The following is a 24,255-nucleotide window of genomic DNA, read 5'->3' on the forward strand; positions in this document are numbered from 1 at the left end:
TGGCCAGACTGGTTGCTTGATTGACCCTGACCCGACTGGTTGCCAGATTGGCCCTGGCCAGACTGGTTGCCAGATTGGCCTTGGCCAGACTGGCTGCCTGATTGGCCCTGACCAGACTGGTTGCCTGATTGGCCTTGGTCGGATTGTTTCTGTTTGTCCTCCTCTAACTCCTCTTGCTCATCGGACGCTTGCTGATCCTCAAAGAGCGAAAACTGGAAGAAATCCGAAGGCCTTGGCAGGCGCGGCAATTGATCAATAGGGATGAATAAGGCCATCAGCCAAAACAAAAACGCAGCGATAGCCAAATACTTTATCGGCTTACGCAGTCCTATGAACCGAAGAGACATTCCTCGACGCCAACTCGGCGCATTTTCTGGCGGCACCGAAGCCAAGCGCCCCCCACTGGAACAGGCATTCAAAAAATCACGGGTGTCAGCTAAGCCTAAGGGCCGTAACGCGACTTCCCGTTGCAACAGCGCCGATTGTTTTCTCAGGTCAAAAGCCAACTGAAACGATATGTCAGAAGCCGATTGTCGCGAAAAATCTTGATATTCCAACAACCCCGCATCGGGTTGTCCCCTTAAATCAAACGCCTTTGGCATGCAGATCAGAAAAACACCTAGTCCAACGACAACACCAAAGACCGAGGTATGCCCCCCCGGGAACACCAGAACTGCAGCTGCGGCGATAGATAGGCCCAAACAGGCAAATGCCCATCCAAAAGAGATAAAAAACAAGACTGATACCCGAGCAAGACGGACCGCGAAAGTTCGAAATTGAATATCTTCTTGATCGTATAATCTAATGACCCGTTGTCTCACGATCTTGCGCAGGACAAACAACATTAAACTCAAGACACCTGAAAGGACACAGCCCAAGACAAGCACAACTGTAGCGAACTCAACGTTGTTTAGTTGAACAATCGCCAGTACGCCTGACAAAAATGCGACGAGGACGTAGCCAACCGAAAAAAGTCTAGGAAAGCGAACGGGAAAAGTGCTGGTTTGATTAATCAATCTAAATTCTGGCTTCTTTGGTAAATGGCTAAATCCACTGGCATAGATATTTTTCAAAACAGTAATTAACAATTGATTACATTTGAGTTTAGTTACGATTACAAGCGCGACTGTGTTCAGACTGTCTATCGTCAGAGTTTTTGGGACCAAGGGCGGCGCAAACTAAGAGAGTGTTCGGCTCATCTGGTTGGTTTGATTATGCGGCGCGCTGGCTGTGATGCAAGCGTCGCGTTTCGAGCGTTTTCTGTTTGATCCTTTCTCGTTGTTCCAGAATGGTTTTGTCACGGCCGAAATAGACATCGGCTGGCGTGACGTTGTTAAGGTGTCACATCCCGGAAGGCAGTATGGCTGCTTCTTGAACAGTTCTGGTTTGAGTTTGCGCCAGTCCTTCATCGCCTGCAAGGGCGTTTTGCTGTCCAAGGCTGATTGTGGGAGTTGCTGGTTGTAGAGCCAGACGTAGCGGTGCAGCGTGGCCTCCAGCTCCTCGCCTGATCGGAAGTGATGGCTTTGAAGCACCTCTTCGATCCGACCGTTGAACCGTTCGACCATACCGTTTGTCTACGGCGATTTCGGCGGGGTCAGGCGGTGCTCGATGTCTAGGTCAGCACAGAGCTTGTCGAAATCGTGCTCGCCTGTCGCAGCACGCTTGCGCAGGCCGAAGAGGCGATCGGTGAACTCTTTTCCGTTGTCCGTGAGAATCGTGCGAATGCGGATCGGGCAGGCACGCTCCAGGTCTCGCAGGAAGCGCCGAGCATTCGCCGCAGTCTTTGCCTTGAAGATGCGGATGAAAACCCATCGCGTCGCGCGGTCGATGGCCACAAACAAGTAGCGGCGTGAAGTTTCGTCAGCCATCTGGGGCAGATACTTCACATCGATATGGATATAGCCGGGCTCGTAAGCCTTGAAGGCGGCGTGTTTGGGCCGCGCCGCCTTGGCCTGCAGGTCACGCAGGTTGCCGACGCCATGCCTGCGCAGGCAGCGGTCGAGCCCCGAGCGCGAGACATCCGGGTTCAGGAACTCCCGCACCACCGCCAGCGGGTCATCGAGCGAGACCAGCAGCGTCTTGCGCAGCGCCACGGCCACGGCTTCCTGCGCGGGTGTAAGCGTGGTCTGCAGACGGTGTGGCGTATGGCTGCGATCTTCAACGCTATCGCGCTTGCGCCACTTCCAAACAGTTTGCTCTGGCGTCCCGTGGCGCTCTGCAAGAACCCAGGCAGGCTCATCGCTGGCCTGTATCGCCGTCCGGATCTTCGGCGTCGTGGTTGCCTGACTGTGAAGCTTGATCAGCATGTCGCTCTCCCGTCCCGCGCGTCGGTCAGAACCCAGCGAGCCATGAAAAGCGCGGATCGACGAGGGGCTATGTGATCATCCGGGATGGAACACCTATGGACCAAAGGCCAACTAGTGTTCCGAGTCTGACGCATCTTACCTGTTGCCCCTGATTTCATCGAGAGCGTTCAGGGCGCGGCGTTCGCGGGCGATGATGTCGTCGGCGGTTTTGCTCCAGACGAAGGGTTTGGGTTTAGAGTTGTGGCGCAGGAGATAATCGTAGATGGCCTCCTCCAGGTCCCCGACGCTGGAATAGCTTCCACGCCGGATGCGGCGGGCTGTGATTTCGGCGAAGAACCGTTCGACCGGGTTCAGCCACGACGCGCTCGTTGGCGTGAAATGCAGCTTGAAACGCGGGTGCTTGTCCAGCCAGGCCTTCACGTCCGGCGTTTTGTGCGTTGCATAGTTGTCTAGCACCAGATGTACCTCGCGCTTGCCCTTCACGGCCCGGTCGATGCGGCGCAGGAATTTGAGGAACTCCTTGGCGCGGTGCCGCGGCATGCAGTCGCCGATGACCATCCCTGACTTCACATCGAGCGCCGCGAACAGCGTGGTGGTGCCGTGGCGCTTGTAGTCGTGGGTCACCGTGGCGGCGCGGCCCTTCTTCAACGGCAAGCCCGGCTGAGTGCGGTCAAGCGCCTGAATTTGCGACTTCTCATCGACGCAGAGCACCACGGCCCGTTCCGGAGGATCGAGGTAAAGTCCAACAATATCAGTGACCTTCTCCTCGAACAGTGGATCACTCGAGACCTTGAACTGCTTCGTCAGATGCGGCTTCAATCCCGCGTCTGCCCATAGCGGATCCAGTTGTTGCAGGGCGGTGCGGGCGTCGGCCTCGGTTATACCACCGTCTTTCGCCCGGGCTGCCTTTCACGTGCCCGCGACAATCTCGGGCTGGCGGAAAATGGCGCGGAGTTGGTTGACGACGGCCGCCTCGATCTCGCCCGCGGGCACACGACCCACCGGGCACGATCCGGCACCGTGCTTCAAAACCGTCTGGCTGACGTAGTAGCGGTAGAGCTTGCCGCCTTTGCGCGTGTGCGTCGGCGAAAACGCGGCAACATCCGAGCCGTAGAGCAACCCTTTGAGAAGCGCAGGGGTGTCGGCGCGGGTGCGCGCGGCGCGCTTGCGGGGGCTTTCGGTCAGGATGGCGTGCACGCGGTCCCAAGTCTCGCGGTCGATGATCGCGTCATGTTCGCCTGGATAGCTGTCGCCCTTGTGGACCGCCTGGCCGATGTAGGCGCGGTTGTTCAGCATCCGGTAGGCTAACCTCACCGGTGATCGGATTTTCCGCGTCGTGATTGCCCTTTATGTAAAATACTGGAATTCCGGCTGTCTTTAGTCGATCAAGCTGGGTTGTCAGGAAAGCTGCGGTCCTAGCACTCCGCTGTGTTCCGTCAAAAAGGTCCCCAGAAATAAGAAGGGCTGCGACGTCCTCAACCAATGCGGTATCGACAATTTTGGTAAAGGCAGAACGGGTGGCAGTCCTGACCGTCGCCTGCAGGTCTTCATCCTTCATGGCGAGGGATTTCAAGGGAGAATCCAAGTGGACATCGGCTGTATGCAGGATCTTAATCAATTGAAAAACTCGTCTTGGCAGTTGCTAAATAATATCGGTCGTTGTCCATCGCGTGCGCTTGAGAACGTATCTTTTGCAGGTCTTGGTGCGCGCACAGGCGTTCTGGTATTTTGTTTCAAGGTCGTGGACCTAAGTTTCAAATCACATTACCCCACCACCGGATAAAACGGCTGCCCCCAATCCTCGCCTGGATTGTCCATCATGATGTCGACAAAGACAGGCATGAGGAACGCGAGTATGGCGGCTCCATCTTGAACCTGACCGCGATTCACACCGCTGTTCCAGGTTGCGCCACCATGAACGAGCTGGTTGCGCAGGACATAAAGCCGGTCAAATACCAATCCGAGAATTTTTACGGTGTCGCGCGATTGAACAGCGTGAGCAAACACGCGCGCCGAGGATACAAAACGCTCCTCCCAATCGTCATTTCCAGTCATACCGTTTTGATGCAACCAGAACAGATTGAAGACATGCCTGTTCTGCATCAGCATGTGAATGGGACCTGCAAATCCTGTCCAGATCGCATTGTAAATGCGGTTATCGGTATCAAGCTCGACAAGTCGCTCAAAGTAGCTGTTGAACGTCGTTCGCTCACCAGCAGGGATTTCCTGGAAATCGGCCTCTTTGGCATAAGCGGCGTTAAATGCGATCCAATAGAAGATAAACCCGCCGTCGGCATCGTCACATTGCTCGGCCCGTGCGATCCAACTGATAGCCCGGTGCACGCGCAAGGCCATGGTCTCCGGGAAACCATCCCTGATGGACCGCTGCCGCTCCTTCAGGTCTGCATGTGTGATTGTCGCTTTCATCCAAGGTTCTCCGAGTTGGTGCGCGTATTAGGGCAATGACGGAAAGTCGGACCGTTGGTGGCCTTCGACAAATTCTTTTAGTTCGATCGGTTCCATGACCTCAACGGCATCGCCCCATGCATACAGGAACCAGGACGTCTCGAGCCAACCGGCGGCGCTGAAACGGACAATTAGGCTGCCATCCGCTTGGTACTTTAAGGTCTGCTTTGGATGAAACTGAAACTCCGAAGCACGCTCGGTCGCTTCTGGCTTGAACCGCCAGACCACCTCTTTGAGTTGATCAGGGTCATGATAGGCGCCGAATGCCTGGGCGGCGTAGTCCTCGATGGAAAACCCGTCTTCGGGTACAAACCACTCATCCAGACATGTCGCGGTTTGAATGCGATCCATTCTGAAGTTCAGCAATCCGGCGCCACGATCCGGCTGCTTTGCTACGAGATAGCTGCGTGGTCCAAGAAGCAGGCCGTAAGGCTAGGTGTTTAGTCCCAGCATGTGGTGGTCTACTGATCTGTGACCATCAGAAGGATGCATTATGGGACAAATTCTTCACGGGAGCGCCAAGACTACGCACGCAGTCCGAGCTCTCATACAGCGATCGAAAGCTTCGAACGCGGCGCTGAGCCGGGAACTGGGCATCAACGTCAAGACGGTCGCCAAGTGGCGGAAGCGAGACAGTGTTCAAGATGCTGCGATGGGACCGAAGCAGGTCCATTCAACGGTTCTCAGCATCGAAGAGGAAGCCGTGATTGTTGCCTTCCGACGCCACACACTGCTGCCACTGGATGACTGCCTCTACGCACTGCAGCCGAGCATACCGCATCTGACGCGCTCGTCTTTGCACCGCTGTCTGCAACGACACGGGATTAGCCGACTGCCGGAGGTCGAGGGCGACAAGCCGAAGAAGAGATTCAAGCGCTACCCCATCGGGTATTTCCATATCGACATTGCTGAAGTCCGCACTGGCGAGGGAAAAATCCGCTTGTTCGTGGCCATCGACCGTACATCTAAGTTCGCCTATGTCGAACTGCACGAAAAGGCTGGCAAAATGATTGCAGCTCAATTCTTGCGCAATCTGATCGCGGCGGTGCCCTACAGGGTCCATACGGTTCTGACCGACAACGGCATCCAGTTCACCAACCGCAAGCAGGATACATCAGCGTTCGAGCACATTTTTGACCGCGTCTGCCGTGAGAATGAGATCGACCACCGTCTGACAAAGGTGAACCACCCTTGGACGAACGGCCAGGTCGAGCGCATGAACCGGACGATCAAGGAGGCGACGGTCAAAAGGTATCACTACGAAACCCATTTTCAGCTTGAAACGCACATCACCGACTTCATTGCAGCCTACAATTACGCACGCCGGTTGAAGACGCTGCAAGGCCTCACGCCATTCGAATATATCTGCAAAATCTGGACTTCAGAACCAGAACGATTCAACATCGAAACAACCCACCACATGCTGGGACTAAACACCTAGATGACCCGCGGTTGATCTGAGCGGCCGCTATAGATGATTTCCAGACGAAACGGCCCTCTGAGCCCCTCCTTGACAGCGTCAGCAATCTTTTGATTGAGCGGCACACGCGGCCCCGGACGGGTCACTTGACCCAAGGCTTCCAGGACGGCTTCCGCGTCTGTCTCCGCGCGTTTCGCGTCGCGTGCGGGAAGGCGCAGCATCAGACCGTTGCGCGTGTCATCCAAAGCCTGGGCATGGCGCAGGCGACCTTCTTCCTTGGCGCGGCGACTGGCGATCTCCAAGGCCTCAACCGCGGTTTCCTGATGGGGCTGAAGCTGGGCAATGGTTGGATCGTCAACCCAAGGGCTGCCGCAAGGCCTGTCTTGGAGGGGGCGCGGTCGCGTGCGACCATGTAGCTGAGGCCCGCGCAAACGATCCAGAGGAGTATAACGACTTCCATAGTGGTCTCCTTTTTGAGAGTTTATTGTGTGATTGTGATGTCAGCCGTTTGAGCGGCCTAAACGGATGGCAGGGGCATGACATGTCAGTCTTGAACCTCCACCCGGTGAGGCTGTGATCTGTGCCGCAGCGATGCCTTTTGACTGCGCCCAAGCGGCTACATCGGGTTCGGCCTGGTGTAGCTCCAAACGCAATTGCGTTCGGTCCTGTGATAGATTTGCAGGCCACAACATGTTGGACCTGTCGCCGTGGCTATTTTGCGTCGTCCAGTTTGCGCAAATCCGGTGGACCTGCAGGCCATCGATCGACCAAGGCATCTGTGTCTCAAAGCAATGTACCGGGGCAGGTGGCAATTCGGACGGGAGATGAATGACGCCATTGGCTGCCAGCGCCAGCACCGCCGCAAATGCATCAGGTGCCTCTTGGCATTTGAGCGCTTTGACCACATAGGCGTCCACGGCCGCTTGTGGCGCGGGCAATACCGTGATCTCCGCAGCCACGACCGAAGGCGCCATAAATGCCAAGGCAAAGACGGAAAGTTTCATGAGGGATCCTCCATGCGCAGGGGATTCTGGGGCGCGTGTCATGAGTTCGACTTTGCCCAGCCGGCACCGCGCGCCTCGGCCTCAGTGCAAAACCAGCGTTCGCCTTGCGCCTCATTGATGCGGGTGTTGGCGTACCAACGCATGCCGGGCAGGTGATAGATGCGCTTGCCCTTTGAGTTGATGTTGCCCTTGATGCGGCAATCGTCTGAGGCTTCCGCATTGGTGCTGGCGTCCAGTCGCTCTCCGCGGCGCCAGGTGCTTGGTAACACAAACTCTCCGCTCCAAATGCCGATGCCGGCTTGCTTCGCTGCAGTCTCATCTGCGGCGTAGTCACGGGAATACTTGAGATAGGCAACAGCCCAGCCGGAGCGCACCATCCACTGGTTGAGATCCTGCGAGCCCAAGGTGCAGACAGCGACAATGCGTCCGTAACGATCCTTGTCGGTCTCTCGACATGTGACATGCGCCCGCCCGATCTTATCGGCCAGCGCCAGTGCGGCTTGTTGCCCGCAGCGCCATGTACCTCGCTCGGTATGCTTGCAAGTTTGCCCGCTTTCCGGCGCATCAATTCCGTGCAGCCGAAACCTCTGCTGTCCCATACCCAGCGTGTCGCCATCAATCACGCTGACCTGTCCGGTCCAGGCGTTTTCCGATTGGACCGCCATCGCGGACATAAAAGCAGCCAATAAGACCGCCATGGCCAGAAGATATTTTGCACGCACAACAAACATAGGTTCAAATCTCCAGAGCAAGGGAAGGGTGGGGCGGCGCTAATGGTGCCGCCCCGTTATCTGGAAGTCCACTCACTTATGCCCGAAGTCGGCGGCCCGGATGCCCTCTTGTTCGACCCGTTCGACATTGACCAGATCGCCGCCTCGCTACGCCAGATCTGGGCGTGCGACAGCGAATGCGCCGCTTGCGCACTGGCCGCGGCTGCCCGCGCCCAGGGTTTTTCGCAAAGCGCCGTGGCGCGGCAGATTGCCACTTTCTGGAACCAGTTGAAATGAACGATGCCGACAAGAAACGCTTGCTGGTGCTGACCCCGCGCCTTCCCTATCCGGTGATGGGCGGCGACCGGCTGCGAATCTACCAAGTCTGCAAAGCTCTGTCGGCAAGGTATTCCCTGACCTTGCTGAGCCTGTGCGAAACGCGGGAGGAAATGGACTGTGTGATCCCAAATGACGGGGTCTTTCATCGCGTCGAACGTGTTCTGCTCACCAAGGCACGGTCCTACCTGAATACGCTGATGGTGTTGCCGACCCCGACGCCACTGCAGGTCGGCTACTACCGGAGCGCGGCCTTCCAAGAGGCCGTCAACCGGCTTCTGCCCGAGCATGTCCAAACAGTGTCGAAGCTGGCGCTGAACTTGGTGTCGGCGTCGCGCATCAGGAACTCCGGCGTGATACCTTGTTGTTCGCACCACATCAGAGTGTTGCGAGCCTGCTGCATAACCCATGCCGAGTCCGGGTTATAAGTCGGTGCGCTACAGAAGACGCGGCGGCTGCCGAGATGGATGAACATCAGCACATAAGCCGTCCTTGGGCCGCGTAGCGTAAACACGGTCTGCGAGAAAAAGTCGCAGGCGACCATGGTTTCCATATGCGCGCGGATGAACGTGGCCCAGGGCAGGGCTGGCTTCTTCTTGCGCTTTTCCGGGCTTGGGTGAATGCCGGCCTCGTTCAGGATGCGTTTGACGGAATTGGCGCCGGCATAAAGCCCCAGCTTTTTCAACTCGCCCACGATCCGCTTGTAACCCCAGAGGCGATTTTCAGATCCGACGCGGATGACAACATCGCGTAGTTCCTGCGTCAAGCGCGGCCTCCCGACCGCTTTGAAGGGACGACTGCTGCGCATCTGGGTAAGCCAGCGCTTGTAGGTGGCGGGCTTGGCCACTTCCATCAGCCCGCGGATCTCGTGATCGAACTCCGCACCAATGCGAATGAGTTCGGCTTTCTCGGCGGGCGACAGAATGATCCTGTCGGTGGGGATGCGGGCCCGTAATATCTCGATCTGGGCCTTCAGCAGTCTCAGTTGTGCGTTGTGTCGCGGCATGAAGAACTGGTTCAGGAAGACCAGAAGGAGGGATAAGGTCGAATGCATATTGCCGGGCTCCACCACGGCGTTTAAAAAAATGCCGCTATGTCAACGTGATGGCGCGTGCTTACATTTTGGCACCCCGCTCAGGGAAGCAAAAAATGCTGGGGCCGGCTGATGGCCGCCATCAAGCCGGGGCAGGGGGCCTGTCAGGGCTTTTGCGCTTCCGTTGATCCTCTCGATTACGATATGGCATCCCGCATAACCGCAATACATTCGGGCTTCCCCTCAGGATTTTGTAGATAGGTTCGCTGCCTGACCATTTCGAGGCATGTGACACAGGTTCGCGATTTGGGGTCAACGATTTCAATGGGTTAACGCGAGAGAGAGTTGGGTGCCAGGTTGGCTCCCTCCGCCACAAACCATTCGCCAACCCAAGACGAGGCCCCAGCGTGGGCCTTTTTTCTTTTTGGTTCAAAGGGGTTTAGCGATGCCATCCGACTTTCGGAGACTGGCCGTTGGCCCGAAATCGGTCTCCGAACGCACCGCGTCTCTTTCCACCCGCCCTTCACCAAAATCGAGACGCATTCAAAAAGGTGCGCCTTTTCAGATACTTGCAAAAAATGGATTGCGCCGCAGTTGAGGCAGGTTCGACCGCTATCGATGCGAACAGAGACACCCGAAGGCGGCGTGGTTGTGCGGGGTGATGCGAAGGTTTGAGTGGGTTGGGCCGTGCCTTGGTTGAAAGACGATGTCCCCGCGATTGTGACCCCTAGATCCTGACCCTGTCATTCGCTGCAGCCTGCAGCAACGACCGAGATGCGGACAATGCTGCCTGTCGGCCAAGAAACACCGATGGGCGTAAACGGCACATAACGGCCATGAAGACAAGCGCTAAAGAGTGCAGCCTTTGCGTCACGCACTTTCAGGCAGGGTCGATAGCTCGAAATCAAACCCGTCGCTGTAGTTCGCGCTCAGGAATTCCACAAAGCGGTTGTGGAACTGCCGTGTGTGGTTGTGCGCGAGGCGATCCGCCAATTCGATGTCTTGAACCCGGACCGCCTCGATCATGTCTTCGTGTTCCGAGCCCAAAAGCGAGTCAGTGCTGGACGCTCTGATGTAGTCGAAGTGCATGTGCAGGATACGGCGGCCCTCGTCGAGCAACTGACCGTAGGCGCGTGCGATATAGGGGTTCTTTCCTGCGTTTGCTATTGCCATGTGAAAATCACGGTTGGTCGCGGACATCGCCAGATAGTCGTTTGCGGCGCAGGCGCGTTCAAAGGCGCGCGCTTCTTGGGTCATCAATGAGATTTCGGGTTCCGACCGGTTCTGGGCCGCAAGGCGGGTGTTGATCCTTTGCAGGAAATCGAGCGCTTCGACGTATCGGGGGAGCTCGGTCAAGTTGATGGGCGCAACAAGGGTTGAACGGTTCGAAAGCATGACCACGAAGCCCTCCGCCGACAACCGGACCAACGCCTCTCTAATAGGAGAACGCGACATGGCGAATCGTTCCGCCAGGCTGGTCTCGTCGAGCGGAGTTCCGGGCTGAAGCACCAGTGAAAGGATCTCTCTCTTGAGTTCATCATATACGAACTTCGAGCCGCGGCCTTTGGCTTGTTTGGGTGTAGCCAACTGATTTTCCTCCACTTTCTTTCTCCATGACCGGCTTGGCGCATCATGGGAGCTATTCGCTCTTTGCATAGCCGTATTGACTTGTCGGCAAAATGTCGACAACAAATATGTAGACACAATGTCGACAATGGAGGATTCAGATGACATTCACCAAGAAGATTGCGGCTGCGACCACGGCTCTCGTGGCAACCGCGGGGCTGGCGCAGGCGCAGGTTGCCGATGACAGCCGCCTGAACACAGTTCTCGAACGTGGCAGCTTGCTGTGTTCGGGTCACAACGGATCGTTCCTTGGCTTTGCTGAGGTGGACGATCAGGGCAACTGGAAGGGTGTCGATATCGACCTTTGTCGCGCTTTGGCCGCTGGTCTTTTTGGCCAGTCCGAGGGCAACCTGGAAATCGTTCCGATCAGTTGGGCCCAACGTTGGCCTGCGCTTCAGTCGGGCGACATCGATGTGGTCATAAAGGTTTCGGGCTGGACCCAGTCACGCGACACTGAACTGAACCTAGCCTACAGCCGCCCCTATTTCATCGGTGCCTTCCAGGCCATGGCCAGGGTCGATCTGGGCGCGGAGAGCATGTCCGACATTGCCGGCGGCACGATTTGTGTTGGGGCGGGAACCTCGACCGAGCGCGCCACCGCGACCTATCTCGACACCCACGGCATCGAAGCCGAGCTGCTGACCTTCGAGAACGGCGACGAGCTGCGCAACTCCTACTACGAAGGCCGCTGTGACGCATTGGTGGAATGGGCGCCGAGCCTTGCTGCCGGTCGTGTGGACGCGCCGGACGGGGCTGACAACCACGTCATCCTGCCAGATGTGATCGCGCTGGAAGCCGAAGGCATCATCGTGCCCGAAGGCGACCCGGACTGGCTCGACGTGCAGAACTGGATGCTGTCCTCGCTGTGGTTTGCGGAGATGGAAGGTATCACCTCCGAAAACGTGGATGAGGTCCGCGCCAACCCGCCGTCTGCGACCGTTGGCACTTTCCTGGGCGTTAACGCCGGCTACGGTGCGCGTCTCGGCCTGCCGGACGACTGGGCCTACAACATGATCAAGGAAGTGGGTAACTTTGCCGAGATTTATGACCGCAACATCGGGTCCGGTTCTCCCTACAACCTGCCACGGGGCATCAACAGCCTCTACAATGCCGGTGGTGTATTCTATCCGATGATCATCGACTGATCATTCGCCGATGCTGGGCCGGGCGTCAGGACACGCCCGGCCTTTTTTTCATAACGCGTGCGAAGGGGGCGGAGATGCAATCGCTTCTTAAAAACCGGGCATTCCGCGACGCGGCGCTGCAAGTGGCGTTTGTCGGCGGCCTGGTGCTGATGGTCGTGGCCATGTTTCTGGCGGGCCGCGCCAATCTTGAAGCGCAGGGGATGACCTCGGGTTTCGGGTTCCTGGAACGCGCGACGGGCTGGCGGATCAGCTTCTCGCTGATCGAGTATGACACCAATTCCTCCTACGCCCATGCTGTCATGGTCGGCATCCTGAACTCCCTGTTCCTGGGAGTGATATCGCTGCCGATCGCAACAATCATCGGCGTCACCGTGGGGGTCATGCGGACCTCCGGCAACGGCATGGCCGAGCTTTTGGGCACAACATTCGTCGAGCTGTTCCGCAACGTTCCGCTGATCTTGCAACTCCTGTTCTGGTATACTCTGCTCTTGGCGCTGCCGAGCCCGCGACACGCCGAGCCCATTTTCGGCGGCATCGCGCTGACCGGCCGAGGGATTTACCTGCCCGGGCTTAACGTCGCCGCCAGTTCCGTCTTCGTCGCTTTCCTGCTGCTTCTGGCGTGTTTCGCCCTTGGCCTCTGGATGAATGCCAAGCGTTGGCCGGGTCTGCATCTCCACCAGGCCCGCCGCGAGCGCAACATCCTGTGGGCGCTGGCGCTGATCGCCATACCGGTCATGTTCTGGCTCGGACGCATCCCGGAGACCCCGCTTGTGGACATCCCCCGGGCCGCCGGTCTGAACTACAAGGGCGGCATTCGCGTATCGCCCGAGCTGATGGCCTGCGTCATCGCCATCGCCATCTATGGCGCGGCCTATATCGCCGAGATCGTGCGGGCGGGCTTCAACGCCATCCCCAAGGGCCAATACGAGGCCGGGCATGCGCTGGGCCTGTCGAGCTGGCATATCTTCAGTCGGATCCGCTTGCCGCTGGCGATCCGCATCGTGATGCCGACGATGATCAACCAGTATGTCTGGCTCTTCAAGGCGACCACGATCGGCATTGCCATCAGCTTCACCGACTTCTTCATGGTGATCTCGACCGCGATCAATCAGTCGGGCCAGACGCTCGAACTGATCGCCATCCTGATGGGTGGTTTCCTGATCATCAACTACTCCATGGCTTGGGTGCTCAATCGCGTGAATGACGCGATCAAGCTCAAGGGCACGCAGTTGAGGATCTGAGACATGAGCACGGCAGCTTCCGACACCACCATGAGCTACATCCGCAAACACTACTTCGCGACCCCGCTCAACAGCGCGATCAGCGTTCTGTTGGCACTCTTCACACTCTGGGTTCTGTGGAGCCTCTTCGATTGGGCTGTTCTTAAGGCGATCTGGGGCAAGGGCCTGAATGAGGAATGCCGTGCGCATGAGCACGGCGCCTGCTGGTCCTTCGTGGCCACTCGCTGGCGGATCGTCCTGTTCGGGCTCTACCCGTTCGAAGAACAATGGCGCTCTGCACTTGCGTGCCTTGTCATGCTGGCGGTCGCGGTCCTGTCCTGCATGCCCGCCTTCTGGAGTGCCAAGCGCCTGCCCATCCTCTGGGTTCTGGGGTTCGCCACTTTCTTCGTCCTGATGCGCGGCGGCGTCTTCGGCCTGACCGAAGTCACCGAACGTGACTGGGGCGGGCTGTCGCTGACCGTGTTCATCTTCGCAGCCGTCTGCCTTCTGGGCATGCCTCTGGCAATCATCTTTGCCCTGTTGCGCCGCTCCGAACTGCCCTGGATCGCCAAGACCATGGCGTTGGTCATCGACGTGATCCGGTCGCTGCCGCTTCTGTCGATCATGTTCACGTTCGCGATCGTCCTGCCCTTCGTGCTGCCGGACTGGGCCATCGGCGACAAGCTCTACCGGGTCATCGTCGGCTACGCGATCTTCTTTGCCTGTTACCAGGCCGAGATCATCCGTGGCGGGATGCAGGCCCTGCTGATGGGGCAAGAAGAGGCGGCCAAGGCGCTCGGCATGGGCTACTGGCATCGTATCGGCTACATCATCCTGCCGCAGGCCTTCCGCAATGCGCTACCGCCGACGATCAACCAGTTCGTCATCACCTTCAAAGAAACCTCTCTGGTCACGATCATCGGCTTCTTCGACATCCTGGCCTCGGGCCGCGCTGCCGCTGGCACCGCCGATTGGAGCTTTGCCACTATCGAGATGTATCTCTTCGTGGGCTTCCTCTTCTTCATCTTCGTCTTCTGCCTGTCCCGCTATGGTGCCTATCTGGAACGCCGGATGGCCGTCGGTAGCCGCTAAGGAGCACCCAAATGTCTGAAAATGCGATCTCCATCCGCTCCATGAACAAGTATTACGGCGGCTTTCACGCGCTCAAGAACATCGATTTCGATGTTAGCAAGGGCGAAAAGGTCGTGATCTGTGGCCCCTCGGGCTCGGGCAAATCCACGCTGATCCGTTGCATCAACCGGCTGGAAGAACACCAGTCGGGAACGATCGAGGTGAACGGCACGCCGCTCGACGACAATGTCGACAACATCGACGAGATCCGGCGCGAGGCGGGGATGGTGTTTCAGAACTTCAACCTCTTCCCACATATGACAATCCTGGAGAACTGCACTCTCGCGCCCACCCTTGTGCGCAAACAGTCGCGCGACGAAGCCGAAGAAAACGCGATGACCTATCTGGAACGGGTCAAGATCCCGGAACAGGCGCACAAATACCCCGGCGAATTGTCCGGTGGCCAGCAGCAGCGGGTCGCCATCGCCCGGGCTCTTTGCATGGCGCCCGAGATCATGCTGTTCGACGAGCCCACATCGGCGCTCGACCCCGAGATGATCTCGGAAGTGCTCGACGTGATGGTGGGGTTAGCCCAGGAGGGCATGACCATGGTCTGCGTCACCCACGAGATGGGCTTTGCCCGCCAGGTCGCCGACCGCGTGGTGTTCATGGACGATGGCGAGATCATTGAACAGGCCCCACCCGACCAGTTCTTCGACAACCCGCAGAACGAACGCACAAAGACATTCCTCAGCCTGATCGTAGGTCACCAATGAGCGAGAAACCAAATATCCTGCTGTTCATGGTCGATCAGCTTACCTCTTTCGTGCTGAACACCTATGGCGGCACGGTCTGCAAGACCCCCAATATCGACGCATTGGCGGCGAAGGGCACGGTGTTTGAAAACGCCTATTGCCCCTATCCGCTCTGTGCACCATCTCGGTTCGGCATGATGTCCGGCCGCCTGCCATCGCGCATTGGGGCCTACGACAATGGTGCGGAATTCACCGCCTCCACCCCGACCTTTGCCCATTACCTGCGGGCTCATGGGTATTACACCTGCATCTCGGGAAAAATGCATTTCGTGGGTCCCGACCAGTTCCATGGTTTCGAAGAACGGCTCACGACCGAGATCTATCCCGCCGACATGTCCTGGACGCCGGATGCGGACTTCCGCCACTACAACAAGGACGAAGAACGCACCTATACTTTCGGCGTTTCGACCATCGACACCGTTCGCGATGCCGGCCCCGTCGCCCGGTCTATGCAGATCGACTATGACGAGGATGTCATCCATCACGCGGTGCGAGAACTCTACGCCCGCGCCCGTGGCACCGATGACCGTCCCTTCATGATGACGGTATCGCTGACCCATCCGCATGATCCCTATGTCATCACGCGAGAGTTCTGGGACCTCTACGCGGACGAAGACATCGACGCCCCGCAGATTCCGCATATCCCGGTGGAGGAGCGCGACGCGCACAGCCAGTCGCTCTACTACCATTACGGCCAGGACAAGTGCGAGCTGCGCGATCAGGACTACCGTAACGCGCGCCGTGGCTATTACGGCATGATCTCATATGTCGATGATCTGTTCGGGCGCCTGATGCGTGCGCTTGAAGACAGCGGCTATGCCCACAACACGGTGGTCCTTTTTGCCTCCGACCATGGCGACATGATCGGCGAGCGCGGCATGTGGTTTAAGAAGACGCTCTTCAATCCCGCCGTCCAGGTGCCTTTGATCATCGCCCATCCCGGACATAAGCCGGGCCGTGTGGCAGAACCGGCTTCGCTGCTCGACATCTTCCCGACCCTGCTCGACATCGCCGGGATCGAAGGGGACGCAATCAAGACCCCCCTGGATGGCCGCAGCCTGATGCCTGCCCTGCGCGACGAAGCGTTGAGCGGTCCGGTCCTTGCCGAGCATATCGACGGCGGCACGTCGGCCCCGCGGGTCTGCGTACGCGATGGCGAGAAGAAACTGGTGATTAGCCGGGCCTATCCGCCGCAATTCTACGATCTGGCGGCGGACCCATTGGAACAGACCAATGTCGCAGGTCAGGGCGATCCGGACGAGACCCGGCTGACGCAGCTGGCTGAAGAAACCTGGCCGCTGGACACCCTGCTGGATGATGTGATCGCCAGCCAGACAGCACGCAAGTTGATTGACAACGCACTTTCGACCGGGCGCGAGGAGCTTTGGGATTTCACGCCGCGCCCACTGACCCAAAACACGAACTATGTCCGCCGCGATGACGCGTTTCCAAACGTCGAGCGCCGAGGATACCTGCCTTACAAGACTGAAAGGACCCAATCATGAGCTACAACGTCAAACTTTCGGGCGTTTTGCCCGCTCTGGTCACCCCCTTCGACGCCAACAACGAGATTGATTTCGGTGCCTTCGAAAATCTGCTGAACCATTTCCGCAAGGCGGGGGTCACCGGCTGGGTGCCGAACGGGTCCACCGGCGAGTATTTCAGTCAGTCGACCGAAGAACGCCGTTCTGTCCTGAAATTCGTCAAGGATTTCGCCAGCGACGACGAGATCCTGATAGCCGGCACCAACGCGCCGGCCACCCGCGAGGTGATCGAACAGACCGCGATGGCCAAGGAGATCGGCTATGACAACGTGCTGCTGGCGCCGCCCTTCTACACCCGCCCGACACAGGACGAGCTGATCCGGCACTACGAAACCGTGCTGGCCGAGGTGGACGTGAATCTTGTGCTCTACAGCTACCCGGCCAAGGACGGGGCAGATATCTCTTTCGAACTCATGGATCACTTTGCAGACAATCCGCGTGTCATCGGGATTAAGGAAAGTTCGGGCGTCTTGCAGCGTGCGGTCGACATTTCGAGCCGCTACGAAGGCAAGATCCAACTGATCTCGGGCTCTGACGACATCGCTCTCGACTTCATGTTCTGGGGTGCCGATAGCTGGATCTGCGGCCCGTCCAACTGCATGGCGCAGGCCTGCTGTGATCTGGACCGCGCCTACAAGGCCGGGGAATTGGTCCGCGCAAAAGAAATCATGGCCAAGCTCTATCGTGCGATGAACATCCTGGAAAGCGGCAAGTTCGTACAGAAGATCAAGTATGGCTGCGAGTTGCAGGGTTTACCGGTGGGCGAATGCCGCGCGCCGCTGGGACCGTTGACCAAAGACGAAATGGCCGCGTTGAAAGAGGCGATGGAACCGATCCTGAACTGGTAACCTTTGTCGCTGATCTCAGGGCGCAGGGCACGCGCTGCGCCACGGGATCTGTTTGGAAGTTGTGGAAATGGGCAAGACTGTTGTTGTTGGAGGGGGCATCATTGGCGCCGCTCTTGCATATGAGCTTCAAAAACGCGGGCGAAACGTAGCGCTCGTCGATCCCGAAATGCCGGGCTCGGGCGCGTCTTATGGCAATATGGCGTCAATCGCGGTGACCGAGTTCATGCCCGTTGCCCGTCCGTCAGTCTGGCGCCAGTTGCCCGGATGGTTGCTGCATCCGGAAGGCCCAATAACCGTGCGCCCGGGCTACCTACCGCGGCTTCTGCCATGGTTCGCGCGGTTCCTTGCCGCCAGCCGGCCCTCGCGCGTACGCGCACTGGAAATGGCCGGCGCCGCACTGTGCCAGCGGTCCCTGACCGACATGCGGGTCCTGCTTGGCGAGATCGGTCTTGGCGACCATGTCTCCGACACCGGTTGCTTGTCGCTCTATGCAAACGATACAGAGTTTCGTGCCGATGCCGAACGGATCGACATGCTCGACCGCTACGGGTTTGGCTATCAAGTTCTCGGCCGGGCCGAAATCGAGGACCTGGAACCCAGTATTGATGCGCTGATCACCAAGGCGGTTTTGTTGCCCGACAACCGAACCGTTCGCGACCCCTTTGCCATCGTCACCCGACTTGTGGAGCGGTTCACAGGGGCCGGAGGCACGGTGGAGAACGCGAAGGTGACTGGGTTCGAACGATCGGACCGCATCAGCGGAGTAAGGTTCGAAAGCGGAGCGGTGCTGGACGCCGACGAAGTCGTGCTCTGTGCCGGTGCTTTCACTGGTCGGTTGTCGAAACTCTTGAGCGAGCCCATGCCGCTTGAAACCGAGCGCGGCTATCACACCCAGATCATGGATCCGGGACTGGAGCTGAAGCATTCGATCATTTGGCCCGCCAAGGCCTTTATGGTCAGCCCAACGGCGGGTGGAATCCGTATCGGTGGCACGGTGGAGATGGCGGGTTTGGATGCAGCACCCAATTACCAACGTGCTAAGATCACCCTGACGCGGGCCAGAACCGCTCTGCCCGACCTGAAGGTGCAGGAAACCAGCGAGTGGATGGGGCACCGCCCCGCCTTTCCGGACACGATCCCACTCATGTCGGCCTCAGCGAAAACACCAGGCGTATTCTATGCCACCGGCCATGGGCATCTCGGCCTGACATATGCGGCCACCAACGCAGCCCTGATGGCGGATCTGATCACCGGCGCGAAACCGGTGCTCGACATGTCGCCCTATTGCATCACCCGTTTCTGAGGAGACCCTGATATGACCGAAAAATCCTGCCTGATCATCGGTGGTGGCCGTGGCATGGGTGCCTCCACGGCCCGTGAAATGCACGCGCGTGACTACAAGCTGGCGCTCATGTCGCCCTCGGAAAGCTGCGAGACGCTTGCCACCGAATTGGGCGGTGTGGCCCTTCGCGGTAAGGCAGAGAATGCCGAGGACACGAAAGCGATTTTCGACCTGGCGATGGAGAGGTATGGGCGTATCGACGCCTGCCTGATCCATGTCGGCGGCCCGCCCAAGGGTGATCTGCTGGAGATCCCGGAGGAGGATTGGGACCGGGCAAACGAGATGATCCTGAAACCGGTCATCCGCATGGCCAAACTGCTGACGCCGGTGATGGAGGCGCAGGGCGGTGGTTCAATCGTCAACATCACCACCTTCTCGGCCTTCGAGCCTTCACTGACCTTCCCGACATCGAGTGTTTACCGCGTCGGTGTTTCCAGTTTCACCAAGCTCTATTCAGACCGCTACGGCCCGGCCAATATCCGCATGAACTGCCTGCTGCCCGGCTTCACTGACAGCCTCGATTTGCCGCAAAAGTTTGCCGACATGTCTGCGTTGGGTCGGCTCGCTCGGGCTGAGGAGCAGGCGAAAGCGGCGGCCTTCCTGCTGACGGATGATAGCAGCTACATCACCGGACAATCCCTGCGCGTCGATGGCGGCGTGACCAAACATATGTGAGGACCTACCCATGAAAGACCAACTATTCATCGACGGTGCCTATGTCGCTGGAGCCTCGGGCGAAATGTTCGACGTGATCGACCCGTCGAACCGTGAGGTGTTCCACAAGGTCGCGTGCGGCAATGCAGAAGATATTGACACGGCCGTCGCCGCCGCCCGCCGCGCCTTTGATGAAGGGCCCTGGCCGCGCATGTCGGGGGCTGAGCGCGCCGTCATCCTGCGCAAGATGGGCGACGAGATCGAGGCCCGCACCGACGAATTGGCGCGGATGGAAGTTCAGGACAACGGCAAACCGCTGCCCGAAGCCGTCTGGGACATCGAGGATACCGCCGGAGTGTTTCACTTCTACGCCGATCTGGCGGAGCGGCTCGACAACAGCGCCGAACAGGAGATCGCGCTGGGGATGAAGGGGTTCACGTCCAAGGCAGTGAAAGAGCCGGTTGGCGTTGCGGGTGCAATCATCCCGTGGAATTTCCCGATGCTCATGGCCTCGGTGAAGATCGCCCCGGCACTGGCGGCAGGTTGCACCATGGTGCTGAAACCCTCGGAACTGACACCGGTGACGGCGCTGGAGTTCGGTGAAATCGCTACCAAGGCGGGCCTGCCCAAGGGCGTTCTGAACATTGTGACCGGCTTCGGCGCAGTGGCGGGCAAGCCGCTGACGGAACATGCGGGCGTGGACAAGCTGGCCTTTACCGGCTCGGTGCCAACCGGATCGCGGATCATGGCCACCGCGGCGCGCGACATCAAGACGATCAGCCTGGAACTGGGGGGCAAATCGCCGATGGTTGTCTTTGCCGACACGCCCATCGACGAAGCGGTCGAATGGATCATGTTCGGCATCTTCTGGAACCAAGGCGAAGTCTGTTCAGCGACCTCACGCGTCCTGGTAGAAGCCCCGATCTATGATGCCATCAAGGAGCGGCTTGCCAAAGAGGCGCAGAAGATCAAAATCGGGCATGGGTTGGAAGAGGGTGTATTACTTGGGCCCCTTGTCAGCCAAAGCCAGCACGAGAAGGTGCTGAACTGGATCGAAACCGGCAAGAAAGAGGCCCGCCTGATGACCGGCGGCGGTGTGCCCGAGGGGCTGGAAGGGGGCTGTTATGTCGAGCCGACGATCTTTGTCGATGTTCCTGAGGGTGCCACGATCTGGACCGACGAGATCTTTGGCCCGGTGGTCTGCGTGAAATCCTTCGAGACAGAAGACGAGGCGATCCGGCTCGCTAATGACTCCCGCTTCGGTCTGGGCGCCGCAGTCATGTCCGCCGATCTCGACCGCGCCGAACGAGTGGCCCGCGCATTCCGCGCCGGGATCGTCTGGATCAACTGCTCTCAACCCACTTTCACCGAGGCCCCTTGGGGCGGCTACAAGCAATCCGGCATCGGGCGCGAACTGGGCGAATGGGGCCTGAACAACTACTTTGAGACCAAACAGATCACCACTTGGGACGCACACAAGCCCTGGGGCTGGTATATCAAGGAGTAGACGCCCATGCGCTGGAGCCGAATACTACAAACCGTCGACGTGCATTGCGCGGGCGAGATCGGTCGCGTGATCACAGGAGGTATGCCCTTGATCCCCGGCGATACGATGGCGGCCAAGCTGGCCCATATCAACGAGGTCGATGACAGCCTGAGACGGTTTCTCTGCTCGGAACCACGCGCCGCGGCCAATCATTCCTTCGTGCTCATCCCTCCGGCCTGTCACCCGGAGGCCGATTTCGGATTGATCGTGCTGCAAACCGACCAGGCACATGCGATGTCCGGTTCAAATTCCATGTGTGCGGTGACAGCCATCCTTGAAACCGGCATGATGGAGATGAAGGAGCCTGAAACCATCGTCGTGCTGGATACGGCGGCTGGTTTGGTAAAGGCAACTGCTACCTGCCAAGATGGCAAGGTGACCGGGGTCAGCCTCGACATGCCCCCGTCTTTCGTTGCTGAGATGGATGCCGAAATCGATACCAAAGAATGGGGGCGCGTGACCTATGATCTCTGTTATGGCGGCGTATTTTACGCATTGGTCGATGTGGAACAGGTAGACCTTGCGATTGTGCCGGAGAACGCGCGCACCCTGGCCGAGATAGGAACCGCACTGCGTGACCAAATTGCAGGACAGACGACAATCGTGCATCCGGAAATCCCTGAAGTGCACGGGCTCGCCTACGTCATGTTTCGTTCGCGCGAAGCAGACGGGGCCATGCGCCATTGCACCACCCTGACACCTGCCCGTGCTGACCGGTCGCCGTGTGGCACAGGGACGAATTCAACAGTGGCCGTGTTGCATGCCAAGGAAGAGGTCAAGCCAGGCGACCAGATCACGACCCGGTCCATCATCGGGGGCGAATTCAGTGCGGAATTGACCGGCGAGGCGCAAATCGGACCCTACGCCGGAAGCTGTGTCCGGGTCAGCGGACAGTGCTGGATCTACGGCATGTCACAGATTGGCCTGGACCCGACAGATCCCTTTCCCCACGGCTTTATCCTGTCTGATACTTGGGGTGGTTGAGTCGCAGCTTGGCTTGTTTGAGAGCGGAGTCACTTCTGAGGCATCCATCGACGGGAAATTTCTGTCGCCCCACCCAATGGCCAAGAAGATCACTTCCACGTGCTGAGAATTGCACGTCTGGAACGGCGGCTTCGTGCAACCTACGGCCTTCTGAGAAAGACGCAGCATCGGTCACTCTGGGCTCTCACCCGTCGTTAGCTGCAGAAGGCACGAACGTCGGCTCTATGTGAAATGGGTGCCTCCCCTACCATTTCCAGGCCAGACGCCCGCCGTCAGTCGAATGTGCGCCCCACTTGCTCTCCCCAAGCATCTCCAGCCAGAAAACACAAATCGTACAGGCTGACCGTCGACGCCTCGCGCCCGCAGGTCAGGCGCTTCAGCACCTCGGGCGCGAGGTATGCCAGTCGCAGCTGACGGCTGACATGACGTTCAGCTAATCCCACCGCCTCAGCCAGTTCCTGGATTGTCGCGAACTCACCTGCCTCCATGCGCCGCCGCCAGCCCCATGCCCGCCCAATGGCGCGCAGGATATGCGGGTCCTGCGTTTGGTCCTCGCTCGGCAGATAGTCGGCGGGCGGCAGGATTTTTGGTCGACCGTTCTTCTTGCCAACCTTCAACGGGATCAAGACGCGGATCGTGTCATCGGCATTGGTCATTCGGCTGCCTCCAGACTACGCGGCGCGACCATCTCACGGATGACGCCTGCGATCCCCTCGCGCCTGATGTCGACCTCAAGCCCTGCTGCGGTGACGGTGACACGCCGCACCAGCAACTGAATGATCCTTGCCTGCTCGGCCGGGAACAGTTGCGCCCAGAGCGCGCTGAATTCATGCAATGCCGCGACGGCGTCCGCCTCCGAAACTGCGTTATCCTGTTGCTTCAGGGCCGCCAGCACCTGCGTGACAACCTCTGGCGTTTGCAGGATGCGGCGGACCTCGGTCACGACAGCATCCTCCACCATTCCTGCCGCCAGCCGCATCGGGGCGGTTTCTTCGCCGGTCTCGCGGTTCCGGATCACGTCCATCGAAACATAGTATCGATAAAGCTTCGCGCCTTTTTTCGTGCTGGTAGGCGTCATGGCTGCGCCGGTGTCGCTGAAGATCAACCCTTTCAGGAGTGCGGGTGTCCTGGATCTGCTGTTGTTGGCTCGTTTGCGCGGACTTTCCTTGAGGATTGCGTGGACTTGATCCCAAAGCGCTTCGTCGATGATGGCGTCATGCTCGCCTGGGTAGGCCTTGCCCTTGTGGACGGCCTCACCGCGATAAACACGGTTATTCAGGAGCCGGTAGAGGTAGCCTTTATCGATCAGCGTTCCCTGCTTGTTGCGGAAACCATCACCACGTAGTTCCCGCGCCAGCACAGTGGCGGAGCCGAGCTCAACAAACCGTTCGAAGATGCGTCGGACCGATGAGGCCTCTGCGTCGTTCACCAACAGTTTGCGATCCTGCACATCGTAGCCGAGCGGCACGTAGCCTCCCATCCAGATCCCGCGCTTGCGCGATGCTGCCACCTTATCGCGGATGCGCTCACCGATGACCTCGCGCTCGAACTGGGCGAAGGAGAGCAGGATGTTCAGCGTCAGCCGCCCCATCGACGTGGTGGTGTTGAACGACTGCGTGACCGACACGAAGGTGACGCCATTGCGGTCGAAAACCTCGACCAGCTTGGAGAAATCCATCAGCGATCGCGACAGGCGGTCGATTTTGTAAACGACCACGACATCGACCAGACCATCGTCGATGTCGGCTAGCAATTGCTTCAGCCCGGGGCGTTCAAGGTTGCCGCCAGAAAAACCGCCATCGTCATAGCGGTCGCGGGTGGCCACCCATCCCTCGGACTTCTGACTGGCGATATAAGCCTCGCAGGCCTCTCGCTGGGCGTCGAGGGTATTGAACTCCATGTCGAGCCCTTCTTCCGTCGACTTACGGGTGTAGATGGCGCAGCGCAGGCGGCGGTTTGGACGGGCGGTGATGTCCATCATGCTTCCTCCTGCTTGCGTTCACGTAGACCGAAAAAGCGATACCCATTCCAGCGCGTTCCGGTGATTGCGCGGGCCACCGCCGAGAGTGATTTGTATTTGCGGCCTTGCCAGTCAAAGCCGTCCTTCAGCACTGTGACGGTATGCTCGGTGCCGTCCCATTCGCGCAGGAGTTTCGTTCCGGCCACAGGATTGCGGGGATCGGCG

Annotated in this window: 25 protein-coding genes and 2 pseudogenes; 12 read left to right on the top strand and 15 right to left on the bottom strand. The window is 58.7% G+C overall.

Features of this window, described 5'->3' with window-relative positions; all coding sequences use genetic code 11:
- The 7 genes and pseudogenes from TL5118_RS21470 to TL5118_RS20670 form a co-directional block, all read right to left on the bottom strand.
- The coding region (locus tag TL5118_RS21470; protein ID WP_207383465.1) for a hypothetical protein at positions 1–1,073 on the bottom strand (1,073 nt) is incomplete at its 3' end.
- A 267-nt stretch (positions 1,074–1,340) separates the two neighbouring features.
- A pseudogene (locus TL5118_RS20650) lies at positions 1,341–2,306 on the bottom strand (IS481 family transposase); the annotation flags it as partial.
- A 135-nt stretch (positions 2,307–2,441) separates the two neighbouring features.
- Positions 2,442–3,164 (bottom strand): annotated as a pseudogene (locus tag TL5118_RS20655) (IS630 family transposase); the annotation flags it as partial.
- A gap of 51 nt (positions 3,165–3,215) precedes the next feature.
- Positions 3,216–3,602: a recombinase zinc beta ribbon domain-containing protein gene (locus TL5118_RS21475; RefSeq protein ID WP_278044388.1), complete on the bottom strand. Its 387-nt coding sequence runs from the start codon at positions 3,600–3,602 to the stop codon at positions 3,216–3,218.
- The gene (locus TL5118_RS21020; protein WP_242601839.1) at positions 3,535–3,864 is read right to left on the bottom strand and encodes a metallophosphoesterase family protein; all 330 of its coding nucleotides are present in this window, start codon (positions 3,862–3,864) and stop codon (positions 3,535–3,537) included. Before TL5118_RS21020 ends, TL5118_RS21475 begins: the two co-directional genes overlap by 68 nt.
- Before the next feature lie 206 nt (positions 3,865–4,070).
- Entirely contained in the window at positions 4,071–4,733 is a 663-nt protein-coding gene (locus TL5118_RS20665) for a HEPN domain-containing protein (RefSeq protein WP_058243129.1), read from the bottom strand.
- A 27-nt stretch (positions 4,734–4,760) separates the two neighbouring features.
- Positions 4,761–5,123 (bottom strand): helix-turn-helix transcriptional regulator, encoded by a 363-nt coding sequence (locus tag TL5118_RS20670; RefSeq protein ID WP_242601837.1) that lies wholly within the window; start codon positions 5,121–5,123, stop codon positions 4,761–4,763.
- 142 nt (positions 5,124–5,265) lie between these two features.
- Between TL5118_RS20670 and TL5118_RS20675 the strand changes: the two genes are divergently transcribed.
- Entirely contained in the window at positions 5,266–6,213 is a 948-nt protein-coding gene (locus TL5118_RS20675) for an IS481 family transposase (RefSeq protein ID WP_058243128.1), read from the top strand.
- Here the strand turns inward: TL5118_RS20675 and TL5118_RS20680 are convergent.
- From TL5118_RS20680 to TL5118_RS20690, 3 genes are all read right to left on the bottom strand, one after another.
- Entirely contained in the window at positions 6,210–6,494 is a 285-nt protein-coding gene (locus TL5118_RS20680; RefSeq protein WP_058243127.1) for a hypothetical protein, read from the bottom strand. The two genes, TL5118_RS20675 and TL5118_RS20680, sit on opposite strands and share 4 nt — an antisense overlap.
- A gap of 198 nt (positions 6,495–6,692) precedes the next feature.
- Complete coding sequence (locus TL5118_RS20685) at positions 6,693–7,196, bottom strand: hypothetical protein (RefSeq protein ID WP_058243126.1); 504 nt, start codon at positions 7,194–7,196, stop codon at positions 6,693–6,695.
- Positions 7,197–7,234: 38 nt separating this feature from the next.
- Entirely contained in the window at positions 7,235–7,927 is a 693-nt protein-coding gene (locus TL5118_RS20690; protein WP_082626240.1) for a thermonuclease family protein, read from the bottom strand.
- Positions 7,928–8,005: 78 nt separating this feature from the next.
- On the opposite strand from TL5118_RS20690, the gene TL5118_RS20695 reads away from it, so the two are divergent.
- Positions 8,006–8,203, top strand: coding sequence for a hypothetical protein (locus tag TL5118_RS20695; protein ID WP_131727483.1), 198 nt, complete (start codon positions 8,006–8,008; stop codon positions 8,201–8,203).
- A gap of 277 nt (positions 8,204–8,480) precedes the next feature.
- Here TL5118_RS20695 and TL5118_RS20700 read toward each other — a convergent pair whose 3' ends face one another.
- Positions 8,481–9,296: an integrase gene (locus tag TL5118_RS20700; protein ID WP_242601838.1), complete on the bottom strand. Its 816-nt coding sequence runs from the start codon at positions 9,294–9,296 to the stop codon at positions 8,481–8,483.
- Between the two features lie 849 nt (positions 9,297–10,145).
- Positions 10,146–10,862, bottom strand: coding sequence for a GntR family transcriptional regulator (locus TL5118_RS20705; RefSeq protein ID WP_207383466.1), 717 nt, complete (start codon positions 10,860–10,862; stop codon positions 10,146–10,148).
- 140 nt (positions 10,863–11,002) lie between these two features.
- Between TL5118_RS20705 and TL5118_RS20710 the strand changes: the two genes are divergently transcribed.
- The 10 genes from TL5118_RS20710 (at position 11,003) to TL5118_RS20755 (ending at position 22,070) form a co-directional block, all read left to right on the top strand.
- Positions 11,003–12,046: a transporter substrate-binding domain-containing protein gene (locus TL5118_RS20710; RefSeq protein ID WP_058243123.1), complete on the top strand. Its 1,044-nt coding sequence runs from the start codon at positions 11,003–11,005 to the stop codon at positions 12,044–12,046.
- Positions 12,047–12,120: 74 nt separating this feature from the next.
- Positions 12,121–13,287, top strand: coding sequence for an amino acid ABC transporter permease (locus TL5118_RS20715; RefSeq protein ID WP_058243122.1), 1,167 nt, complete (start codon positions 12,121–12,123; stop codon positions 13,285–13,287).
- Positions 13,288–13,290: 3 nt separating this feature from the next.
- Positions 13,291–14,358, top strand: a complete 1,068-nt coding sequence (locus TL5118_RS20720) for an amino acid ABC transporter permease (protein ID WP_058243121.1) — start codon at positions 13,291–13,293, stop codon at positions 14,356–14,358.
- Positions 14,359–14,369: 11 nt separating this feature from the next.
- A complete protein-coding gene (locus tag TL5118_RS20725) occupies positions 14,370–15,113 on the top strand; it encodes an amino acid ABC transporter ATP-binding protein (RefSeq protein ID WP_058243120.1) in 744 nt (247 codons plus the stop codon).
- On the top strand, positions 15,110–16,657 hold the full coding sequence (gene betC / locus TL5118_RS20730; protein WP_058243119.1) for a choline-sulfatase: 1,548 nt from the start codon (positions 15,110–15,112) through the stop codon (positions 16,655–16,657). Before TL5118_RS20725 ends, betC begins: the two co-directional genes overlap by 4 nt.
- On the top strand, positions 16,654–17,544 hold the full coding sequence (gene dapA, locus TL5118_RS20735) for a 4-hydroxy-tetrahydrodipicolinate synthase (RefSeq protein WP_058243118.1): 891 nt from the start codon (positions 16,654–16,656) through the stop codon (positions 17,542–17,544). The genes betC and dapA overlap by 4 nt, the downstream gene beginning before the upstream one ends.
- A 67-nt stretch (positions 17,545–17,611) precedes the next feature.
- On the top strand, positions 17,612–18,847 hold the full coding sequence (locus TL5118_RS20740; RefSeq protein WP_058243117.1) for an NAD(P)/FAD-dependent oxidoreductase: 1,236 nt from the start codon (positions 17,612–17,614) through the stop codon (positions 18,845–18,847).
- Between the two features lie 12 nt (positions 18,848–18,859).
- Complete coding sequence (locus tag TL5118_RS20745) at positions 18,860–19,561, top strand: SDR family oxidoreductase (protein ID WP_058243116.1); 702 nt, start codon at positions 18,860–18,862, stop codon at positions 19,559–19,561.
- 10 nt (positions 19,562–19,571) lie between these two features.
- A complete protein-coding gene (locus tag TL5118_RS20750) occupies positions 19,572–21,047 on the top strand; it encodes an aldehyde dehydrogenase family protein (RefSeq protein ID WP_058243115.1) in 1,476 nt (491 codons plus the stop codon).
- 6 nt (positions 21,048–21,053) lie between these two features.
- Entirely contained in the window at positions 21,054–22,070 is a 1,017-nt protein-coding gene (locus tag TL5118_RS20755) for a proline racemase family protein (protein ID WP_058243114.1), read from the top strand.
- Between the two features lie 272 nt (positions 22,071–22,342).
- Here TL5118_RS20755 and TL5118_RS20760 read toward each other — a convergent pair whose 3' ends face one another.
- The 3 genes from TL5118_RS20760 to TL5118_RS20770 form a co-directional block, all read right to left on the bottom strand.
- Positions 22,343–22,726, bottom strand: coding sequence for a ParB/RepB/Spo0J family partition protein (locus TL5118_RS20760; RefSeq protein WP_058243113.1), 384 nt, complete (start codon positions 22,724–22,726; stop codon positions 22,343–22,345).
- Positions 22,723–24,048 carry a recombinase family protein gene (locus TL5118_RS20765; protein WP_058243112.1) on the bottom strand — a complete coding sequence of 442 codons (1,326 nt, stop codon included), beginning with the start codon at positions 24,046–24,048 and terminating at the stop codon, positions 22,723–22,725. The genes TL5118_RS20760 and TL5118_RS20765 overlap by 4 nt, the downstream gene beginning before the upstream one ends.
- Positions 24,048–24,255, bottom strand: a 208-nt coding sequence (locus tag TL5118_RS20770; protein ID WP_131727484.1) for a DUF2924 domain-containing protein, incomplete at its 5' end; no start/stop codon positions are given. The genes TL5118_RS20765 and TL5118_RS20770, both read right to left, overlap by 1 nt.

Source organism: Thalassovita autumnalis (assembly GCF_001458255.1).
Lineage (GTDB): Bacteria > Pseudomonadota > Alphaproteobacteria > Rhodobacterales > Rhodobacteraceae > Thalassobius > Thalassobius autumnalis.

What these genes read in the sequence shown, in the direction of transcription:
- TL5118_RS21475 (WP_278044388.1), bottom strand. Translation starts at nt 3,602, where the DNA reads ATGCTGAACAACCGCGCCTACATCGGCCAGGCGGTCCACAAGGGCGAC.
- TL5118_RS21020 (WP_242601839.1), bottom strand. Translation starts at nt 3,864, where the DNA reads ATGAAGGATGAAGACCTGCAGGCGACGGTCAGGACTGCCACCCGTTCT.
- TL5118_RS20665 (WP_058243129.1), bottom strand. Translation starts at nt 4,733, where the DNA reads ATGAAAGCGACAATCACACATGCAGACCTGAAGGAGCGGCAGCGGTCC.
- TL5118_RS20670 (WP_242601837.1), bottom strand. Translation starts at nt 5,123, where the DNA reads ATGGATCGCATTCAAACCGCGACATGTCTGGATGAGTGGTTTGTACCC.
- TL5118_RS20675 (WP_058243128.1), top strand. Translation starts at nt 5,266, where the DNA reads ATGGGACAAATTCTTCACGGGAGCGCCAAGACTACGCACGCAGTCCGA.
- TL5118_RS20685 (WP_058243126.1), bottom strand. Translation starts at nt 7,196, where the DNA reads ATGAAACTTTCCGTCTTTGCCTTGGCATTTATGGCGCCTTCGGTCGTG.
- TL5118_RS20690 (WP_082626240.1), bottom strand. Translation starts at nt 7,927, where the DNA reads ATGTTTGTTGTGCGTGCAAAATATCTTCTGGCCATGGCGGTCTTATTG.
- TL5118_RS20695 (WP_131727483.1), top strand. Translation starts at nt 8,006, where the DNA reads ATGCCCGAAGTCGGCGGCCCGGATGCCCTCTTGTTCGACCCGTTCGAC.
- TL5118_RS20700 (WP_242601838.1), bottom strand. Translation starts at nt 9,296, where the DNA reads ATGCATTCGACCTTATCCCTCCTTCTGGTCTTCCTGAACCAGTTCTTC.
- TL5118_RS20710 (WP_058243123.1), top strand. Translation starts at nt 11,003, where the DNA reads ATGACATTCACCAAGAAGATTGCGGCTGCGACCACGGCTCTCGTGGCA.
- TL5118_RS20715 (WP_058243122.1), top strand. Translation starts at nt 12,121, where the DNA reads ATGCAATCGCTTCTTAAAAACCGGGCATTCCGCGACGCGGCGCTGCAA.
- TL5118_RS20720 (WP_058243121.1), top strand. Translation starts at nt 13,291, where the DNA reads ATGAGCACGGCAGCTTCCGACACCACCATGAGCTACATCCGCAAACAC.
- TL5118_RS20725 (WP_058243120.1), top strand. Translation starts at nt 14,370, where the DNA reads ATGTCTGAAAATGCGATCTCCATCCGCTCCATGAACAAGTATTACGGC.
- betC (WP_058243119.1), top strand. Translation starts at nt 15,110, where the DNA reads ATGAGCGAGAAACCAAATATCCTGCTGTTCATGGTCGATCAGCTTACC.
- dapA (WP_058243118.1), top strand. Translation starts at nt 16,654, where the DNA reads ATGAGCTACAACGTCAAACTTTCGGGCGTTTTGCCCGCTCTGGTCACC.
- TL5118_RS20740 (WP_058243117.1), top strand. Translation starts at nt 17,612, where the DNA reads ATGGGCAAGACTGTTGTTGTTGGAGGGGGCATCATTGGCGCCGCTCTT.
- TL5118_RS20745 (WP_058243116.1), top strand. Translation starts at nt 18,860, where the DNA reads ATGACCGAAAAATCCTGCCTGATCATCGGTGGTGGCCGTGGCATGGGT.
- TL5118_RS20750 (WP_058243115.1), top strand. Translation starts at nt 19,572, where the DNA reads ATGAAAGACCAACTATTCATCGACGGTGCCTATGTCGCTGGAGCCTCG.
- TL5118_RS20755 (WP_058243114.1), top strand. Translation starts at nt 21,054, where the DNA reads ATGCGCTGGAGCCGAATACTACAAACCGTCGACGTGCATTGCGCGGGC.
- TL5118_RS20760 (WP_058243113.1), bottom strand. Translation starts at nt 22,726, where the DNA reads ATGACCAATGCCGATGACACGATCCGCGTCTTGATCCCGTTGAAGGTT.
- TL5118_RS20765 (WP_058243112.1), bottom strand. Translation starts at nt 24,048, where the DNA reads ATGGACATCACCGCCCGTCCAAACCGCCGCCTGCGCTGCGCCATCTAC.